Below are 17,688 nucleotides of genomic sequence, written 5' to 3' on the forward strand. Positions count from 1 at the left end.
ATACCATGAACAATCTGACGCGCCGCCAAGCCCTGAAGACGGGCGCGGCCCTCGCTGCTTTGGCCACCGCCGGTGGCCTGCTGCTGCCGGGCGCTGCCCTTGCCGCCATTGATGCCCTCACCGTGGTGGCCCCGGCCAAGCCCGGCGGCGGCTGGGACCAGACCGCGCGCTCGATGCAGGAAGTGCTGCAGGGTGCCGGCATCGTGACGGCCGTGCAGGTCGAGAATGTCGCCGGCGCCGGCGGCACGGTAGGCTTGGCGCAATTTGCCAACCGCAAGGGTGATGCGAGCGCCGTGCTGGTGGGTGGTCTCGTCATGCTGGGCGCCATCCTCACCAACAAATCGCCGGTCTCGTTCAAGGATGTGACGCCCCTGGCGCGCCTCACCGGCGAATATGAAGTGATCGTCGTGCCGGCCGCCTCCGAATTGAAGAGCATGGCCGACCTCACCGCGAAGCTGAAAGCCGATACCGGTTCCGTCTCCTGGGGCGGCGGCTCGGCCGGTGGCACCGACCATATCCTCGCCGGCCTCATCGCCAAGGCGGTGGGCGCCGATGTCACCAAGCTCAACTATGTCGCCTTCTCGGGCGGCGGCGAAGCGCTGGCGGCGATCGTCGGCGGCCATGTCACCTGCGGCGTCAGCGGTCTCGGCGAATTCGAAGCCCAGATCAAGGCCGGCGAACTCCGCGCCATCGGCATCTCGTCCGGCGAGCGCCTGGCCGGTCTCGATGCGCCGACGCTGAAAGAGTCCGGCATCGATGTCGAACTCGCCAACTGGCGCGCCGTGTTCGGTGCCGGTGAACTCGCCGATGGCGACAAGGCGGCGCTGCTCGACGCCGTCGACCAGATGGTGAAGTCTGATGGCTGGAAGCAGACGCTGGCCACCAAGGGCTGGATGGACACCTATCTCGCCGGTGACGATTTTGCCGCCTACCTCACCGAGGAAGAAGCACGCGTCACCACCGTGCTCAAGGAAATCGGTCTGGTTTCGTGACCTCACCGAAATACCAGCCGGGCGGGGTTCAGCCCGGCGGCTTCGAACGCTGGCAGGGCATCGCGGTCGGCGGTGTCCTGCTGGCCGTCGGCCTCGGCATCTGTGTGACGACCTTCGGGACGGGCACCTTGCCGGGGCAGGACACGCTGGGGCCGCGCCTGTTTCCGGTCCTCATTGGCGGCGGGCTCATGATCCTGGGCCTTGCCAACGCCTGGGCCGGCTGGCGCACGCTCCGCCAGGGGGCCGCCCATGAAGGTGCCCTCATCCCGGTGAGCGATGCCGAGAACGTCACCGAGCCCGGCGACTGGCCGACCCTCCTCTGGGTGGTGGCCGGCCTCTGTGTGGGCGCGCTTGGCTACAAGACCCTGGGCTTCATCCCCTCTGCCTGGCTAGTGTTTATCCTGACCGCGCGCGGCTTTGCAGCGCGGTGGAACTGGAAACACGCGCTGGTCGGCCTCATCGTCGTGCTCATCGCCTTCTTCGGCTTCACCAAGGGCCTCGGCCTACCGCTGCCCACGGGCATTCTCGCCAGCATCCTTGGGGGAAAATAACCGTCATGGATACCCTCAGCGGCCTGATGCAGGGCTTCGCCATCGCCTTCACGCCAGTCAATCTCCTCTGGTCGCTCTTGGGTGTGACCCTCGGCACCGCCATCGGTGTGCTGCCCGGCATCGGCCCGGCACTCACCATCGCGCTACTGCTGCCGGTCACTTATCACCTCGATCCGACCGCGGCCTTCATCATCTTCGGCGGCATCTATTACGGCGCCATGTATGGCAGCTCGACCACCTCGATACTCTTGAACGTGCCAGGCGAGACCGGCTCGATCGTGACCGCCATCGATGGGCATATGATGGCGAAGAAGGGCCGTGCGGCAGCAGCCCTTGCCACCGCCGCCATCGGCTCCTTCGTCGCCGGCACCATCGCCACCGTGGGCTTGAGCTTCCTCTCGCCGATCATGGTCCGGATCGCTTTGCTGTTCGGCCCGGCCGAATATTTCAGCCTGATGGTGCTGGCCTTCGTCACCGTCTCGGCTTTGCTCGGCAGTTCCATCCTGCGCGGCATGTCGGCGTTGTTCGTGGGGCTTGCGATCGGCCTCATCGGCATCGACACGCAGACAGGGCAGGCCCGCTTCACCTTCGGCCAGTTGCCGCTGCTGGACGGCATCGATGTCGTGGTGGTGGCGGTCGGCCTCTTTGCGCTGGGCGAGGCGTTCCATGTCGCCTTCCGCGAAGCAAGGCGGCCGGAGGAGTTGAGCCGCGTCGTCGGCAGCCTGTGGATGTCGAAAGCGATTGGGCGCGCTCCTGGAAACCGTGGCTGCGCGGCACGGCGCTGGGTTTCCCGCTGGGTTCGCTGCCGGCGGGCGGGACCGAGATCCCCACCTTCCTCTCCTATCTCATCGAAAAGCGGCTTGCGAAAAAGCCGGAGGAATTCGGCCAGGGCGCCATCGAGGCGGTGGCCGGTCCCGAGGCCGCCAACAATGCGGCGGTCGCTGGCGTCCTGGTGCCGCTGCTCTCCTTCGGCCTCCCGACCTCGGCCACCGCAGCCATCCTGCTTGCCGCGTTCCAGCAATACGGCATTCAGCCGGGGCCGATGCTGTTCTCCAGCAACAGCACCCTGGTCTGGGCGCTCATCGCCAGCCTCTATCTCGGCAATCTCATGCTGCTGGTCCTCAATCTGCCGCTGGTGGGGCTGTGGGCGAAGCTGCTGCTCATCCCGCGGCCGCTGCTCTATGGCGGCATCCTGGTGCTCTCGATGCTGGGCGTCTATTCGCTCAACAATTCGGTGTTCGACTTGTGGCTGTTGCTCTGAATCGGCCTCGTCGGCTTTGCCATGCGGCAGTTCGAATATCCGGTGGCGCCGCTGGTGGTGGGATTGATCCTGGGGCCGATGGCGGAAGAACAGTTCCGGCGCGCCTATGCGATTGCGCAAGGGGATGTCAGCGTCTTTTTCACCCATCCGATCTCGGCGCTGCTGCTGGCGATTGCCGCCGCCTGCGTCATCGGGCCCTACCTCCTGCGCCGGAGCAAGGCCGCGCGCGGTTAACCCAGGGCGGTTAGCGGGGTGCGGGCGGGACAGTCTGGAAGGCGCGGCGGTTGACGCCGTCATCGAGGTCGACCGCCAGCACATAGCGCTGCCAGTTCTGGCGATAGGCGGCGGGATCCGGAATGCGCAGCTGTACGCGGCTCTCGGTGATGCGGTGGGTGGCGCCGCCGCCCGATGAGAAGATCGGGAAGCCGATGCCGATCCCGGTCGAAACGCCGCCGCTCGAGCCGCCGCTCACCCCCACGCCGACATTGGGCCGCACACCACCGCCCTCGCTATAGGTCTGGCGGTCGCGGTCGATGGCAAAGGCCTCAGTGATACTGCCGTCGGGGGCGATGAGGCGCGCGGCGGCGACCGGCAGCGGATCGGTCACCGTGACGATGATGATGCTCTCATCCTCGGCACTGAGGGTGCTCCGCACCGATTCCTCGATGCCGCCGGGTGCCGCGGAATTGTAGCCGCACCCCGAAAGTGCCAGGAGGGTGAGGGCAAGGACTTTGAGTTGGATCTGCATCACTGAAATGTGGCCCACATTTTTCCGCCGGCCTAGTCCAGACACGGAAATGTGATGGGTGGTCCCCTCATTGATCTAGATCGTCATCCCCGGGTCAAACCCGGGGATGACGTCGGAGCCAAAGCCAGCTACTCCCGGATCCCCTGCGTGCCCAGCGCCGCACGAACCTCGTCATGGTAATACTTCACGCCCATTTCGTGGCGTGGGCTCAAGGGGCCGCGCTGGTAGATGCCGCCTTCCAGATTGGCCTGGGACTGTTCGCAGATGCCGAAATCCTCGCGCACGATCTGGCAATTGGTATCGATGGTCTTCTGCTGCGCTTCCGCCAGTTCCGGCGCCAGGCTCTGGAAATAGAAGCTGTAATGGAGCGTGGTCGAGCGCGGTCCATGGGGCACGATGCGCGAGGCGTTCATGCCGTCGGGATAGACCGAGAGCGTCATGTTGGGCCAGATCCACAGCCACAGCCCGCCATAGATCGAGCCCGATTTCTGCGGCGCCTTCATGATCACGACATGCTTGCCGTAGGTCGTCTCGAAGCCGTTGAAATCGATCGACTGGATGAGGCCGGGATGGATGCCGGGGATGTGGTAGCCTTCCACGAAATTGTCGGTATAGGTCTTCCAGTTGCACTTGATGGCGAAATCCTCATCGGCCCGCTTGGTGAAGCTCTCGATCGGGTAGCTGGCCACCAGATCCGGCACGTCGCCGAGGAAATCGAGGAGCGGTTCGGCTTTGCCGTCGATGTTGACGAACAGCAGGCCGCGCCAGGAATCGAGGCGCACAGGCTTCAGCCCGTTCTCATCCTTCTTGAACCAGTCGCAGTCGCCGAAATGTGGCGCCACCTTCAGCTTGCCGTCATGGTCGAACATCCAGCCGTGATAGCGGCAGCGCAGGACATCGCAATGACCGGTGCCTTCGGCGAACAAGGGGGCCGCGCGGTGGGAGCAGAGATTGTGGAACGCCTTCAGCTGGCCATCGCGGCCGCGCAGGATGAAGATGTCGAAACCGGCGACCTTCACCGCGCTGTAATCGCCGGGCTGCGGCAGATCGGCTTCTCGGCAGACGAATTGCCAGGTGCCGGCGAAGATCGACCAGCGCTCGGCCTCGTAAACGCCGGCGTCGTGATACCAGCGCGCCGGCAAGGTGTAGAGCGGCGTCGTCTTGCCGTCGATCTGCGCCACCTTGGGCGCGGTGTGGGTGCCTGTATCCGGTGCCATGGGCGATCATCCCGCTAAAATTCATCTGTATCATATCAGGCAGGCGGCGCCTTGCCAGCGCTCATACATTGTCGCGGGTCACATGACCCTGTCGCAAGGATTGCAGCGGGGTTGCCGCGCCGAAACCGCTATGGTCCTATGCCCACCTCATTTTGCCGGAACCCATCCATGCTTCTGATCGGCCTCATCGGCGGCCTCTCCTGGGAATCGACTGCCGAATACTACCGCATCATCAACCGCGGCGCGCAGGCGCGCCTGGGCGGGGTGCATTCGGCGCGCTCGCTCATCTATTCCTTCGATTTCGGCGAGATAGAGGCCCTGCAGAAGGCAGGTGATTGGGATGCGGCCAGCGCCCTCATGGTCGATGCGGCGCAGCGCCTGGAACGGGGTGGCGCCGACTTCCTGGTGATCTGCTCCAACACCATGCACCGCATGGCGCCCATGATCGAGGCCGGCGTCAAGATCCCGCTGCTCCATATCGCCGATCCGACCGGCGCTGCCATCGTCGCGCGGAAATTGACGCGCATCGGCCTTCTTGGCACCGCCTTCACCATGGAACAGCCCTTCTACCGGTCGCGGCTGGAAGCCAATTTCGGGCTTGAGGTTCTGGTGCCGGACGATGCGGGGCGCGCGGCGGTCCACCGCATCATCTATGAGGAACTGGTCAAGGGCATCGTGCGCGATTCCTCGCGCGAGATCTATCGCGGCGTCATACGCCAATTGATCGATTCCGGGGCCGAGGCCATCATCCTCGGCTGTACCGAGATCATGCTGCTGGTGGGGGATGCCGATTCCGCCGTGCCGCTGTTCGACACCACCACCTTGCATGCCGAAGCGGCCCTTGGCCGCGCGCTTGGCACCATCTAGAAGGGGAAATCCATGAAACCGGTCAAATGGGGCATCGTCAGCACCGCCGATATCGGCGTCAAAAAGGTCATCCCGGCCATGCTGCGCGCGAAGGGCGTCGAGATTGTCGGCATCGCGTCGCGTGACGCCGCACGGGCGAAGGAAGCGGCGGCGAAACTCGGTATTCCCAGATCCTATGGCTCGTATGAGGCGCTCCTCGCCGACCCTGAGATCGAGGCGGTCTATAACCCGCTGCCCAATCATCTCCATGTGCCGGTGACCCTGCATGCATTGGCCGCCGGCAAGCATGTGCTCTGTGAAAAGCCCATCGCCATGACTGCCGCCGAGGCCCGGCAATTGACCGAGGCCGCCAAGAAGGCCGGCAAGCTGGTGAGCGAGGCCTTCATGGTGCGCTATCACCCGCAATGGCGCCGCGCCCGCGAGCTGGCGCAATCCGGGCGCCTGGGCGAGGTCAGCCTGATCAGTTCGGTCTTCTCCTATTACAATGTCGATCCCGCCAATGTGCGCAACATGGGCGATATCGGCGGCGGTGCGCTCTATGACATCGGCTGCTATCCGATCGTCACCGCGCGCTTCGTGTTCGGTGCCGAGCCCATCCGCGTCAGCGCCGCCATCGATTGGGATCCCAAGTTCAAGACAGATCGCCTGAGTTCCGCGATCGCCGAATTTCCCGGCGGCCGGCACCTCGTCTTCTCGACCGCCACGCAATTGGTACCGCGCCAGCATGTGCAGATCTTGGGGACCAAGGCGCGGGCCGAGGTGATGATCCCGTTCAACGCCCCACCCAACCAGACGACCACCCTGCGCATTGATGACGGCTCGGATTTGACCGGTGCCAACATCGTCACGGAAGTGATGCCGGCCTGCGATCAATACACCTTGCAGGGCGAGGTATTCTCGGCTGCCATCCGCGGCGAGACGGAGCTCGAATTCGGGATCGAGGATGCGATTCTGAACATGCGCGTCATCGACGCCATGTTCGCCGCCGCGAAGAGCGGCAAGTGGGAGACTGTGTAGGTTCAAGCCAGGCCGTCATGCCCGGGCATGATGTGGTTTAGCCGTCGCTCTCCAGCCGCTGGAGATACCCCCGCAACAGCGGCCCCAGCCTGCTGCTGCCGATCGGCTGGCGATGGACGCGCTGCAGGAAGGCGACGTCGGGCAGCGCATTGCCTTCGATCACCACGATCCCCTGCGGCGTCACGGCAATGTCCCAGCCGAGAAGGATGCGGTCGGTAAAGGCGCGGTGGGCGGTACAGGCAGCCTCACGCACCGCGGGCCATGCGGCGAGGATGCGCCCGGCGACAGGTGCCCCCGTCACCGGATGATGGAGGTGCCAGTCGAGGGCGGCGTCGAGCTTGTCGCCGGTCATGGCGCCCATGCGGCCGGTCGCAAGGTCGATGGGGGCTGCGTATTCGGTGGCGTCGTGCCAATGGGGCTCCAGCTTGCCGATCAGCCGCAGCATGCCGTGGGTGACGACGGGCTGATGGTCGGCATCCAGGCAGGTGATGACCCGCACCACCAGCAGCGAATCTCAGGCAAGATCGGCGATGTCGCGATGATTGGTGAGGCGCGGCTGCAGCAGATAGGGCGTTTCCAGCGAGCGCCGGGCAAGATCCGCCAGCATCGCCTCGGTCGAAAAGATGCCGCCGTCATCGCTGCGATAATGGTTGTCGCCAAGATGGCGCAGCAAGCCGGCACCCCGCGCGCCCTTGCCATGGCGTGGCTTCATGAACAGGTCTATGCCCGGGACAATGCCGTCGAGCATCTCGCATTGTCCGCGCGTGGCGCTGAGCAGGATCGGCACGGTGGCAACGCCATGCCGGCGGCAGCGCGCATGAAAGGCGAGCTTGTCGCCGAGCGGTGACCTTCCGGCCGCGCGGCGCGGGGCGAGCCGCTTCAATGCCGAGAGCAGCCCGTTCTTGGTCTCGAAGCGGGTCAGCGTCTGCGTTGCACGCCGGACGCCCTGCTCGGCATAAAGTTCCTGCATGTAATAGGTCTGGGCATCGAATCCGTCGCGAAAGGCAAAATCGGTGATCTCGAGGAGCTGGCGCCAGTGCGACTTCCCAAAGCGCGCCTTCACGGCCCCGCCGACACGGCAGAGGCAGTAAAGCGCATGAATGGCGAGGGCAATCTGGCGCAGGACCGGCACATGCAGCAACCGGGCGCGCGGATGGCGCGGCCGGTCATAGAGCCTCAGCGCCCGGAACAGGCGCCGCGCCTGCCGCCCGATGGGCTCGTCCTGGTCGGCTTGCGGCACCAGCCAGGTTTGGGCCGATGCCAGCATGTCCGGACGGCGCTCCAGGACGGGCGGATGGCGCAGCGGCGCGTTCATCAATGCGCTCCGGTCTCGGGCAGGATCTTGCCGCCATAGGGATTAATGGTGAGTTCGATGCTGGCCCCGTTACGGTCGGTGCCGGACAGCTCGAAGCAGCCATGCTCGGTTTCAACCTTGGTGACGCTGTAGCCCAGCGATTGACCGAAGGTGACGGCCTCGCTGCGGGTCATGGTGGCGACATTCTGCTGTGCCTTGCAGACATGATCGTCGCTGGCGACGGCCAGCCCCACCACGACGGGCAGGCTGCTCAGGCCGAAGAAGAGGGCGGCCGCGAGGGTCGTTTGCTGCATTGTCTTCCACATGATCGTCTCCCTGGACTATTTGGTGGGGGATAGCTGAGCGGCGGGCTTGGCGTTGATCGCCGCGTTCAGGCACACTAGGCGAGCCGACCTGAACGGCGGGTAACCTGAGCTGTCAGCGACTTGTCAGCTTGGCTTTGCCATCTAGGGTGAAATCATCCCTGCCAAAGACTGGACTTGCCGCCATGTTGCTTTTCCCACCCGCCAAAAACCCTGCGCGACTGCTGGCCTTGGCCCTGTGCCTCAGCATGGTGCCGGCCTTCCTGCCGGCACAGCCGGTGCTGGCGCAAAGTGCCAGCCCGACCCCCGTGCCGGAGGAGGAAGATGATCAGGAGACCGCGCGCAAGGCGCTCGAGAACAAGGAGATACTGCCGCTCTCGACCGTGCTGGCGCGGATCGAGGGCGAGTTCACCGGCGACGTGGTCGAGATCGAGCTGGAAAGGAAACGCGGCGCCTGGGTTTATGAGATCGAGATCATCGACGCCGACGGCCGCGTCCGCGACATCGATGTCGATGCCAGGACCGGCGACGTCATCACGATCGAATTCGACGAATGAAGGTCCTGCTGGTTGAGGACGATGCCCGCATCGCCGGTGAAGTCACGCTGGCGCTGCAGGGGGCCGGCTACATCGTCGATGCGGTGGCCGATGGCGAGGATGCCTGGTTCCGGGGCGATACCGAGGAGTATGACGCGGTCGTGCTCGATCTGGGTCTGCCGCGCATGGACGGTCTCTCCATCCTGAAGAAATGGCGCGCCAATGATCGGCGCTTCCCGATCCTCATCCTCTCGGCGCGCGGCAGCTGGAGCGAACGGGTCGAGGGCATCGACAGCGGCGCCGATGAATATCTGCCCAAGCCCTTCCATATGGCGGAGCTGCTGGCGCGCCTTCGGGCCATCATCCGCCGTTCCGCGGGAAATGCCACCACCATCCTCAGCATCGGCTCCCTCTCGCTGGATCCCCGCCAGATGCGGGTGGTGCAGGACGGCCAGCCGATCAACCTGTCGCCCCAGGAATACCGGTTGCTCAGCTATCTCATGCACCATGCCGGCCGCGTGGTGACGCAGATCGAGTTGACCGAGCATCTTTACGCCCAGGATTTCGAGCGCGACAGCAACGCGATCGAGGTGCTGGTCGGGCGCGTGCGCAAGAAGCTGAAGGCCGACCTCATCGAAACCCGGCGCGGCTTCGGCTACATCATTAACGGCCCCGAGTCATGAGCCGACGCTCGCTCCGCCTTCGCCTGCTGCTGGCGGCGGCGATCTCGGTGGGCCTTGCCCTGGTGATGGCGGGACTGGGGCTGGTAGCGTTGTTCGACCGGCATGTCGAGCGCCGTGTGAACCTCGAACTCCACACCTTTGTCACCCAGATCGCCGGCGCCATCGACTTCCAGCCGGACGGCATGCCGACGCTCTCCCGCGCCTTGGCCGATCCGCGCTTCGAGCGACCCTATGGCGGTCTCTATTGGCAGGTCGAGAGCGGCGACCACCCCAAGCTGCGCTCGCGCTCCCTCTGGGATGTCGTGCTCACCCTGCCGCCGCCCGATGGCGAGATCGGCCGCCCCCAGCGTTATGCGCTCCAAGGGCCGCAGGGCGAGGAACTTCACGCCTATGAACGGCGCATCGTGTTCCCGCAGGGCGGCACCGAGCGGGTTCTGCGCATCGTCGTCGCCGTCGACCAGCAGGAACTGGATACGGCGCGCGATGCCTTCATCGCCGATATCGCCCCGGCCCTTATCGTGCTGGCGCTCATCCTCACCGCTGCCGCCTGGGCCCAGGTCAATGTCGGGCTGAAGCCGCTGGAGGCGATCCGCCAGGGCGTCATCGCCATCCGCGCAACGCGCACGGCGCCTGTCGGGAAATTTTCCGGACGAGATCATGCCACTGGTGCAGGAAGTCAACGATCTCTTGGACGTGCAGGACCAGACGGTCGAACGCGCGCGCATGCGGGCGGCCGATCTAGCCCATGGCCTGAAGACGCCGCTCACGGTGCTGGCCCATGATGCCGACAAATTGCGCCGCCGCGGCGAGGCCGAGATCGCCGGCGAGATCGAGGAGCTGGTGCACGCCATGCAGCGCCATGTCGATCATGAACTGGCGCGGGTGCGGGTCGCGGCCAACACCCGCCGGCAGGATGCGCAGGCGGATCTGGCCAAGGTGCTGCGCGGCATCACCGAGACCATCAAGCGCTCGCCCCATGGCGAAAGGCTCACCTGGCAGGTCGATCCGGCGGCGGTCGGCCCCGTCGCCATCGATCCCCATGACCTTGCCGAACTGCTCGGCAATCTCATCGACAACGCCGCGAAATGGGCGGAAGGCGAGGTCCATGTCGCGACGGCCGTGGATGGCGGCATGGCGGTTGTGACGATCCGCGACGATGGCCCGGGCGTACCCGAGGCTGCGTTGGAAGCCCTCGGGCGGCGGGGCCTCCGCCTGGATGAACGGGTGGCCGGCAGCGGCTTGGGTCTTGCCATCGTCCGTGAACTGCTCGACGCCTATGGCGGCTCGCTGACGCTGGCCAACGCGGCCGCGGGCGGGCTTCAGGCCGAGGTCAGGCTGCCGCTCGCCTGACCCCGGCCCCAAACTCCCGGCCCGGTTAGACCCTAGGCCGACGGCTCCGGATTCCAGGCGATGAGGTTGATGCCGCTGACACCCGCATTGTAATCATGCAGCAGGAACGGGATCTGGCCATTGTTGAGATGGACCTCCGTCACATTCAAGCCGGCGTTATAGGTCCAGAAATCGCCCTCGACCATGTCGCCCTCATCCGCGGAATAGTCCCAGACATTGTGCTGCTGGCTATTGTCGAAGCTCACGAAGCTGTCGGCCCCGGCCCCGCCATACATCTCGTCGGTACCGCCCGACGTGCCGACCAGTATGTCGTCGCCGTCTTCGCCATCCAGGAAGTCGGTGCCGCTGCCGCCCATCAGCATGTCGTCGCCACCGGCACCGTACAGGATGTCGTTGCCGCTGCCGCCGTCGAGAAAGTCGTTGCCGTCGAGCGGCGTGCCGTCGGCATCGACGAAATCGCCGAGAATATTGTCGTTGCCGGCGCCGCCCTGGATCCAGTCATTGCCGCCTTCGCCCAGTGCGTAATCATTGCCGTCGCCAAGGTCGATCGTGTCATGGTCATCGCCGCCATAGACGTCATCGTCGCCGCCATGGGCGTTGATGATATCGTCATACTCGCTGCCATGAAGTTCATCGCCGCCGTTGGTGCCTTCGATCGGGAAGGGGTCGCCGCCAACGCCGAACACCGGATCGGGCACCGGATGAAGGTTGCCACCATCCTTGGTCGGCGGGTCCTGGTCGGCCACGGCGATGATTTTATCGGGGAAGAACAGGCCGCCATCGGGCGGCGGCGGTGCCAGGACCGCCTTGTCCAGCCGCATAATCGCGTCGGCCTGGCTCCCGATCTCCAGGAGGCGCTTTGTTTCGATCAGATCGGTCTTGGTTGAACGTGTCGACATGATGCTGTCTCCTTCAAAAAGAGGATCATCCCGTGTCGTCCTTGAGAGGGTAGTCGTTCGGCCGGGTGGCCCGGTTCAATGCGTCCGCCCGCTGGCCCCGCCCTATCACGGTGGGCGCCCGTTGCCACAACCTTGACAGATCCACGCTATTTCAATGGTTTAGGGCGTAGCGATCGGACCGGGCAGTTGCCGGGTGGTCGCCACAATGTCCTTGCATCCCGCCTTGAAATGCCTATATTCCCGAGCAAATCCCAGGGTCCGATGAGATCCAGCTAGAGGGTGGGCCCAACGGCCCGCCTTTTTTGTTGGGCAGCTTTCGGCACAGCGTCCCTTTTGGGCGCCCTTTCCTGGGATCACCACCCGATCACGACCCAGTTCAACGACCAGATTGCATGCCTTTGACCGATCACATTGCAGACCTGATTTCCCCCAGCATCGAAGCTCTCGGTTATGAGCTGGTGCGGGTGACTCTTGCCGGCAATACACGGAAAGTGCTGCAGATCATGGCCGAGCCCAAGGATGGGCGCGTGATGTCGGTCGAGGATTGCGCGCGGGTCAGCCGGGCCGTTTCCGCCATCCTCGATGTCGAGGACCCGATTTCCGGCGCCTATTCCCTCGAAGTCTCGTCGCCCGGCATCGACCGGCCGCTGACCAGGCCCAAGGATTTTGACCGCTATGCCGGTCACGAGGCCAAGATCGAGACCCATGAGCCGATCGAGGGCCGCAAACGCTTCAAGGGCATCCTCAAGGGTGTCGCCAACGAGAATGTGAAGATCGACAGCGAAGGGGCCGAACTTGCCCTGCCGCTCAACCAAATCGCCAAGGCGAAACTGGTGCTGACCGATGCGCTCATTGCAGCGCATGAGGCAGCCGCAGACGCCGAATTGAATTGACGCCAACCGAGGTCATTATGGAAACGAGCATCGCCATTCCCCGTATGGAGCTTCTGCAGGTCGCTGACGCGGTCGCACGCGAGAAGGGCATCGACCGCGACGATGTGCTGACCGCCATGGAGCAAGCGATCCAAAAGGCCGGCCGGTCGAAATACGGCCACGAGCACGACATCCGCGCCCAGATCGACCGCAAGACGGGCGAGATCAAGCTGATCCGCGTCCAGGAAGTGGTCGATGTGGTCGAGAACGAGGTGACCCAGATCCCCGTGAAGTCGGCGCTGCGCCGCAAGGCCGATGCCAAGGTGGGCGACCTCCTCATCGACGAATTGCCGCCCATCGATTTCGGCCGCATCGCCGCCCAGACGGCGAAGCAGGTCATCGTCCAGAAAGTGCGTGAATCGGAGCGCAAGCGCCAGTTCGACGAGTTCAAGGATCGGAAGGGCGAAGTCATCAACGGCCTCGTGAAGCGCGTCGAGTTCGGCAACATCACGGTCGATCTCGGCCGCGGCGAAGCCATGCTGCGCCGTGACGAGCTGCTGCCGCGCGAAACCTTCCGCACCGGCGATCGTGTCCGCGCCATCATCTTCGACGTCCGCGAAGAACAGCGTGGCCCGCAGATTTTCCTCAGCCGCACCCATCCCGATTTCATGGCGAAGCTGTTCGCCCAGGAAGTCCCGGAAGTCTATGACGGCATCATCGAGATCAAGTCGGTGGCCCGCGACCCTGGCAGCCGCGCCAAGATCGCCGTCATGTCGAATGACAGCGGGATCGATCCCGTCGGCGCCTGCGTCGGTATGCGCGGCAGCCGCGTCCAGGCGGTCGTCCAGGAGTTGCAGGGCGAAAAGATCGACATCATTCCCTGGAGCCAGGACCAGGCGACCTTCGTGGTCAATGCCCTGGCGCCGGCCGAAGTCTCCAAGGTCGTCATCGACGAGGATACCGGCCGCATTGAAGTGGTTGTGCCGGACGACCAGCTTAGTTTGGCGATCGGCCGTCGCGGCCAGAATGTGCGCCTCGCGTCCCAGCTCACCGGTTTCGACATCGATATCCTGACCGACGCCCAGGAATCCGAACGCCGCCAGGAAGAGTTCAAGTCGCGCTCGCAGACCTTCATGGACGCCCTCGACGTCGACGACGTCATCGCCCATCTGCTGGTCACCGAAGGCTTTGCCTCGGTTGAGGAAGTGGCGTTTGTGCCGACCGAAGACCTTGCCGGCATCGAAGGTTTCGATACCGACGTGGCGGGCGAGTTGAAGGCCCGCGCCCAGGCCTGGATCGAAGCTGAATCGGAGCGCTCGACGGTGAAACGCAAGGAACTGGGTGTCACCGACGAGGTCGCTGCCATCGACAAGCTGACCCCGCCGATGCTGGTGGCTCTGGGCGAAAAGGGTGTGAAGACCCTCGACGACCTCGCCGACCTCGCCGCCGACGAGTTGGTCGATTCGAAGGACGGCATCCTCAAGGAATTCGACCTCACCGCCGACGATGCCAACGGCATCATCATGGCGGCGCGGGCCCATTGGTTCGACGACGAGAAGAAGTAAGGCGGAAAACGAGGCGCAATGGATCGCAGCCATCACCAGGACCTGGCAGTCATGACCCCGCAACCGGACGAGACCCAACCGGCGGCGGTGGATATGGACGAGTCTGTTCCCGAGATGGGCGAAATGACCGGTCCGGCGCGCACCTGCATCGTGACTCGCGAGGTCCTCGACAAGAGCCAGATGATCCGCTTCGTGGCTGGACCGACTGGTGATATTGTGCCGGACCTCAAGGGCGATCTGCCGGGCCGAGGCTTCTGGGTGACGGCGGATCGAAAGACCCTGGACGAAGCGGTGCGGAAGCACATCTTTACCAAGGTTACCAAGGGCAAGGCCAAGGCGGATGCCGGTTTGGCGGACCGCGTGGCAGCCCTTCTTGAACGCCAGGTGCTGGATCAGCTGGGCCTGGCCAAGAAATCGGGCCATCTGGTCGCCGGCTTCGACAAGGTCGAGATCGCGCTTCGGTCCGGCAAGGTCAAACTGCTCCTGGAAGCCAGCGATGGCGCCGCCGAAGGGCGGGGCAAGCTGGCGCGACTGGCAGGTCCTGGGGTAGAGATATGGGCACCGCTCCCCTCGGAAGCGCTGGCGCCGGCCCTGGGCCGGCTGCATGCGGTCCATGTGGCGGTCAAGCCGGGCGGCATGGCCGATCGACTGAGTGTCACACTGCGGCGCCATGCTGGCTTCATGCCGGCTGTGGGTTCCACGGGAGGTACCGCTGTGCCCGGGACACTTTAATGAGATTTGACGACGCCCCTTGTGGCGCAACCTGATGTCTACCTAACGACGTACTTTACGAACGGAAATACGCGCAGCATGTCCAGTGATACCGATACGCCAACCCGCAAGCCGCTGAAGCTCTCTTCCTCGGGCACGCTCGAGTTGAAGAAGACGGTGGATGGCGGTCAGGTGCGCCAGAGCTTCCCGCATGGCCGCACGAAGACGGTCGCGGTCGAGGTGAAGAAGAAGCGCACCTATGCGACAGGTGCCGCTGCTGGCAAGCCTGCTGAAGTGGCGCCCGAGCCCGAGGTGAAAGCCCCGGTCGCACCGGCGCCCGTGGCCCCCGTGGTCGAGGTCGATACCAGGCCGCATCACACGCTGACCGATCAGGAACGGCAGAACCGCCTGAAGGTGCTCGAGCAGGCCAAGAAGGACGAAGACGTCCGCAAGGTCTCCGAGGCCGAGGAAGCGCGCAAGGTCTCCGAGCGCACCGATCGCGAGCGCGCCGAGCTCGATCGCCGCAAGCGCGAGGAAGAGGAACGCAAGGCCGCCGAGGACGCGGCCCGCAAGGCACGCGAGACCCCGGTCGAAGCGCCCAAGGCCAAGGTCGCCGTGGCGCCCGAGCCGGACGCCGCCGCGGCTGTCGCCGTGCCGGGTGCCGTGCCCCATGTCGGGCGCATGCATCTTGCCAAGGCCGTCGCCAAGCAGGGCGAGGAAGAAAACGAAGAAGCGCGCCGCCGCACCACCGGCCATCGCGCCCCGGCGGCGAAGCCTGTCGCCGGCCGCGGCAAGGACGAGCCGCGCCGTCGCGCCGGCAAGCTTTCGGTGACCCAGGCGCTCGATGCCGATGGCGGCGAACGCCAACGCTCGCTGGCGGCCTTCCGTCGCCGCACCGAAAAGGAAAAGCGCGCCTTGATGATGGCCAACCAGCAGCAGACGAAAGTGCTGCGCGAGGTTGTGCTGCCAGAGGCGATCACGGTTCAGGAACTGGCCAATCGTATGGCCGAACGCGGCGCCGACGTCATCAAGGCGCTGATGAAAATGGGTGTAATGGCCACGATCAACCAGACCATCGATGCCGATACGGCGGAACTGGTCATCAGCGAATTCGGCCACAAGGTCCGCCGCGTCTCGGCGGCCGATGTGGAACTCGGCCTCGACGGCGACGTCGATGCGACGGAAACGCTGGTACCGCGTCCCCCGGTCGTCACCATCATGGGCCATGTCGATCACGGCAAGACGTCGCTGCTTGACGCCCTGCGCCAGACCGATGTCGCCGCGCATGAAGCCGGCGGCATCACCCAGCATATCGGCGCCTATCAGGTGACCCTGCCCACGGGCAAGAAGATCACCTTCATCGATACGCCGGGCCATGCCGCGTTTACCGAAATGCGTGCCCGCGGCGCCAATGTGACCGACATCGTCGTCCTCGTTGTGGCGGCCGATGATGGCATCATGCCGCAGACGATCGAGGCCATCCATCACGCGAAGGCCGCGAAGGTGCCGATCATCGTCGCCATCAACAAGATGGACAAGCCGGGTGCCGACGCCACGCGCGTGCGTCGCGAATTGCTCAACCATGAGCTCGTCACCGAAGACATGGGCGGCGATGTGCTGTCGGTCGAAGTCTCGGCCAAGTCCAAGATGAATCTCGACAAGCTCGAGGAAACCCTGCTGCTGCAGGCGGAAATCCTCGATTTGAAGTCGAACCCGGACCGCCAGGCCATGGGCGCCGTCGTCGAAGCCAAGGTCGAGCGCGGCCGCGGCACGGTGGCGACACTCCTGGTGCAGAAGGGCACGCTCAAAGTGGGCGACATCTTCGTGGCCGGCGCCGAATGGGGCCGCGTCCGCGCGCTCCAGGACGATCGCGGCCGCACCATCGACAGTGCCGGTCCCGCAACCCCGGTCGAAGTGCTGGGTCTGCAGGGTACGCCGCTCGCCGGTGACGTCTTCGTCGTCGTCGATACCGAAGCCCGCGCCCGCGAAATCACCGAGTTCCGCCTGCATCGTCAGCGCGAACAGCTGGCGCTCACCGCCGGCCGCTCGACGCTGGAACAGATGTTCTCGCGCATCCAGGCCGGCGAAGCCAAGGAAGTGCCCGTGGTCATCAAGGCCGACGTGCAGGGTTCCGTGGAAGCCATCTCGGGCAGCTTGAAGCAGCTCGGCACCGACGAAGTGAAGGCGCGTATCCTTCACGCGGCGGTGGGCGGCATCAACGAAAGCGACATCACGCTGGCCCGTGCGTCCGGCGGCATGATCATCGGCTTCAACGTGCGCGCCAATCCGCAGGCCCGCGAAATGGCCCGCCGCGACCATGTCGACATCCGTTACTACTCGATCATCTATAACGTGGTGGATGACATCAAGGCGGCGATGTCCGGCATGCTGGCGCCGACGCTCCGCGAGAAGTTCCTCGGCAATGCCGAGATCCGCGAAGTGTTCAACGTCACCAAGACCGGCAAGGTCGCCGGTTGCATGGTGACCGAGGGCATGGTCAAGCGCGGCGGCAAGGTCCGCCTGCTGCGCGACAACGTCGTCATCCACGAAGGTACGCTCAAAACCCTCCGCCGCTTCAAGGACGAAGTCCGCGAAGTCAAGGAAGGTTTCGAATGCGGCATGGCCTTCGAGAATTACGACAACATCAACAAGGGCGACATCATCGAATGCTTCGAGATGGAAGAAGTTGCGCGCGAACTCGCCTGAGGCGAGACGCGGGCGGTTCACGCCAGAGCGACCTGTTGCGAATGCCAGTGTCATGATCTCGCCGCCCCGGTTTGGGGCGGCGAGCGTCATTTGAGG

Annotated in this window: 18 protein-coding genes and 1 pseudogene; 13 read left to right on the forward strand and 6 right to left on the reverse strand. The window is 64.7% G+C overall.

Annotated elements, in window-relative coordinates:
- The first annotated feature begins 5 nt into the window (after nt 1-5).
- The 3 genes and pseudogenes from IPK59_17410 to IPK59_17420 all read left to right on the forward strand — a co-directional run bounded on the left by IPK59_17410 (nt 6) and on the right by IPK59_17420 (nt 3,038).
- Complete coding sequence (locus tag IPK59_17410) at nt 6-992, forward strand: tripartite tricarboxylate transporter substrate binding protein (GenBank protein ID MBK8160468.1); 987 nt, start codon at nt 6-8, stop codon at nt 990-992.
- Nucleotides 989-1,543: a tripartite tricarboxylate transporter TctB family protein gene (locus IPK59_17415; protein MBK8160469.1), complete on the forward strand. Its 555-nt coding sequence runs from the start codon at nt 989-991 to the stop codon at nt 1,541-1,543. The genes IPK59_17410 and IPK59_17415 overlap by 4 nt, the downstream gene beginning before the upstream one ends.
- Before the next feature lie 5 nt (nt 1,544-1,548).
- Nucleotides 1,549-3,038, forward strand: a pseudogene (locus IPK59_17420) (tripartite tricarboxylate transporter permease).
- 10 nt (nt 3,039-3,048) lie between these two features.
- On the opposite strand, the gene IPK59_17425 reads toward IPK59_17420, so the two are convergent.
- Together IPK59_17425 and IPK59_17430 are read right to left on the reverse strand one after the other, a co-directional pair.
- Nucleotides 3,049-3,552 (reverse strand): hypothetical protein, encoded by a 504-nt coding sequence (locus tag IPK59_17425; protein ID MBK8160470.1) that lies wholly within the window; start codon nt 3,550-3,552, stop codon nt 3,049-3,051.
- A 128-nt stretch (nt 3,553-3,680) separates the two neighbouring features.
- Nucleotides 3,681-4,769, reverse strand: a complete 1,089-nt coding sequence (locus tag IPK59_17430) for an aromatic ring-hydroxylating dioxygenase subunit alpha (protein MBK8160471.1) — start codon at nt 4,767-4,769, stop codon at nt 3,681-3,683.
- 168 nt (nt 4,770-4,937) lie between these two features.
- Between IPK59_17430 and IPK59_17435 the strand changes: the two genes are divergently transcribed.
- Both IPK59_17435 and IPK59_17440 read left to right on the forward strand, forming a co-directional pair.
- Nucleotides 4,938-5,636 carry an aspartate/glutamate racemase family protein gene (locus IPK59_17435; GenBank protein MBK8160472.1) on the forward strand — a complete coding sequence of 233 codons (699 nt, stop codon included), beginning with the start codon at nt 4,938-4,940 and terminating at the stop codon, nt 5,634-5,636.
- A 12-nt stretch (nt 5,637-5,648) separates the two neighbouring features.
- Nucleotides 5,649-6,653: a Gfo/Idh/MocA family oxidoreductase gene (locus IPK59_17440; GenBank protein ID MBK8160473.1), complete on the forward strand. Its 1,005-nt coding sequence runs from the start codon at nt 5,649-5,651 to the stop codon at nt 6,651-6,653.
- Between the two features lie 37 nt (nt 6,654-6,690).
- Here IPK59_17440 and IPK59_17445 read toward each other — a convergent pair whose 3' ends face one another.
- From IPK59_17445 to IPK59_17455, 3 genes are read right to left on the reverse strand one after another with little or no spacing between them, the layout of a single operon-like run.
- A complete protein-coding gene (locus tag IPK59_17445) occupies nt 6,691-7,155 on the reverse strand; it encodes a hypothetical protein (GenBank protein MBK8160474.1) in 465 nt (154 codons plus the stop codon).
- 12 nt (nt 7,156-7,167) lie between these two features.
- Complete coding sequence (locus tag IPK59_17450) at nt 7,168-7,968, reverse strand: hypothetical protein (protein ID MBK8160475.1); 801 nt, start codon at nt 7,966-7,968, stop codon at nt 7,168-7,170.
- Nucleotides 7,968-8,273 carry a PepSY domain-containing protein gene (locus tag IPK59_17455; GenBank protein MBK8160476.1) on the reverse strand — a complete coding sequence of 102 codons (306 nt, stop codon included), beginning with the start codon at nt 8,271-8,273 and terminating at the stop codon, nt 7,968-7,970. The genes IPK59_17450 and IPK59_17455 overlap by 1 nt, the downstream gene beginning before the upstream one ends.
- A 182-nt stretch (nt 8,274-8,455) precedes the next feature.
- On the opposite strand from IPK59_17455, the gene IPK59_17460 reads away from it, so the two are divergent.
- Genes IPK59_17460 through IPK59_17475 form a run of 4 tightly spaced genes read left to right on the forward strand, consistent with a single transcriptional unit; the run spans nt 8,456 to nt 10,839 of the window.
- On the forward strand, nt 8,456-8,827 hold the full coding sequence (locus IPK59_17460) for a PepSY domain-containing protein (GenBank protein MBK8160477.1): 372 nt from the start codon (nt 8,456-8,458) through the stop codon (nt 8,825-8,827).
- Entirely contained in the window at nt 8,824-9,489 is a 666-nt protein-coding gene (locus tag IPK59_17465) for a response regulator transcription factor (GenBank protein ID MBK8160478.1), read from the forward strand. Before IPK59_17460 ends, IPK59_17465 begins: the two co-directional genes overlap by 4 nt.
- Nucleotides 9,486-10,271 carry a hypothetical protein gene (locus IPK59_17470; protein ID MBK8160479.1) on the forward strand — a complete coding sequence of 262 codons (786 nt, stop codon included), beginning with the start codon at nt 9,486-9,488 and terminating at the stop codon, nt 10,269-10,271. The genes IPK59_17465 and IPK59_17470 overlap by 4 nt, the downstream gene beginning before the upstream one ends.
- Entirely contained in the window at nt 10,183-10,839 is a 657-nt protein-coding gene (locus tag IPK59_17475) for a hypothetical protein (GenBank protein ID MBK8160480.1), read from the forward strand. The genes IPK59_17470 and IPK59_17475 overlap by 89 nt, the downstream gene beginning before the upstream one ends.
- 32 nt (nt 10,840-10,871) lie before the next feature.
- On the opposite strand, the gene IPK59_17480 is transcribed toward IPK59_17475, so the two are convergent.
- Nucleotides 10,872-11,738: a hypothetical protein gene (locus tag IPK59_17480; GenBank protein ID MBK8160481.1), complete on the reverse strand. Its 867-nt coding sequence runs from the start codon at nt 11,736-11,738 to the stop codon at nt 10,872-10,874.
- Nucleotides 11,739-12,130: 392 nt separating this feature from the next.
- Here IPK59_17480 and rimP point away from each other — a divergent pair, with 392 nt between their 5' ends.
- The 4 genes from rimP (at nt 12,131) to infB (ending at nt 17,592) form a co-directional block, all read left to right on the forward strand.
- Nucleotides 12,131-12,631 carry a ribosome maturation factor RimP gene (gene rimP / locus IPK59_17485; protein ID MBK8160482.1) on the forward strand — a complete coding sequence of 167 codons (501 nt, stop codon included), beginning with the start codon at nt 12,131-12,133 and terminating at the stop codon, nt 12,629-12,631.
- Between the two features lie 17 nt (nt 12,632-12,648).
- Entirely contained in the window at nt 12,649-14,175 is a 1,527-nt protein-coding gene (nusA, locus tag IPK59_17490) for a transcription termination/antitermination protein NusA (GenBank protein MBK8160483.1), read from the forward strand.
- A 51-nt stretch (nt 14,176-14,226) separates the two neighbouring features.
- Nucleotides 14,227-14,907 (forward strand): RNA-binding protein, encoded by a 681-nt coding sequence (locus IPK59_17495; protein ID MBK8160484.1) that lies wholly within the window; start codon nt 14,227-14,229, stop codon nt 14,905-14,907.
- A gap of 78 nt (nt 14,908-14,985) precedes the next feature.
- A complete protein-coding gene (gene infB / locus IPK59_17500; GenBank protein MBK8160485.1) occupies nt 14,986-17,592 on the forward strand; it encodes a translation initiation factor IF-2 in 2,607 nt (868 codons plus the stop codon).
- Nucleotides 17,593-17,688 lie beyond the last annotated feature (96 nt).

Source organism: Rhodospirillaceae bacterium, assembly GCA_016712715.1.
In the GTDB taxonomy this organism is placed as follows: domain Bacteria; phylum Pseudomonadota; class Alphaproteobacteria; order Dongiales; family Dongiaceae; genus Dongia.

Bases quoted from the DNA above. Each gene is read 5' to 3' on its own strand.
- IPK59_17410 (MBK8160468.1), top strand. From the start codon at position 6: ATGAACAATCTGACGCGCCGCCAAGCCCTGAAGACGGGCGCGGCCCTC.
- IPK59_17425 (MBK8160470.1), bottom strand. From the start codon at position 3,552: ATGCAGATCCAACTCAAAGTCCTTGCCCTCACCCTCCTGGCACTTTCG.
- IPK59_17430 (MBK8160471.1), bottom strand. From the start codon at position 4,769: ATGGCACCGGATACAGGCACCCACACCGCGCCCAAGGTGGCGCAGATC.
- IPK59_17435 (MBK8160472.1), top strand. From the start codon at position 4,938: ATGCTTCTGATCGGCCTCATCGGCGGCCTCTCCTGGGAATCGACTGCC.
- IPK59_17440 (MBK8160473.1), top strand. From the start codon at position 5,649: ATGAAACCGGTCAAATGGGGCATCGTCAGCACCGCCGATATCGGCGTC.
- IPK59_17450 (MBK8160475.1), bottom strand. From the start codon at position 7,968: ATGAACGCGCCGCTGCGCCATCCGCCCGTCCTGGAGCGCCGTCCGGAC.
- IPK59_17455 (MBK8160476.1), bottom strand. From the start codon at position 8,273: ATGTGGAAGACAATGCAGCAAACGACCCTCGCGGCCGCCCTCTTCTTC.
- IPK59_17460 (MBK8160477.1), top strand. From the start codon at position 8,456: ATGTTGCTTTTCCCACCCGCCAAAAACCCTGCGCGACTGCTGGCCTTG.
- IPK59_17465 (MBK8160478.1), top strand. From the start codon at position 8,824: ATGAAGGTCCTGCTGGTTGAGGACGATGCCCGCATCGCCGGTGAAGTC.
- IPK59_17470 (MBK8160479.1), top strand. From the start codon at position 9,486: ATGAGCCGACGCTCGCTCCGCCTTCGCCTGCTGCTGGCGGCGGCGATC.
- IPK59_17480 (MBK8160481.1), bottom strand. From the start codon at position 11,738: ATGTCGACACGTTCAACCAAGACCGATCTGATCGAAACAAAGCGCCTC.
- rimP (MBK8160482.1), top strand. From the start codon at position 12,131: ATGCCTTTGACCGATCACATTGCAGACCTGATTTCCCCCAGCATCGAA.
- nusA (MBK8160483.1), top strand. From the start codon at position 12,649: ATGGAAACGAGCATCGCCATTCCCCGTATGGAGCTTCTGCAGGTCGCT.
- IPK59_17495 (MBK8160484.1), top strand. From the start codon at position 14,227: ATGACCCCGCAACCGGACGAGACCCAACCGGCGGCGGTGGATATGGAC.
- infB (MBK8160485.1), top strand. From the start codon at position 14,986: ATGTCCAGTGATACCGATACGCCAACCCGCAAGCCGCTGAAGCTCTCT.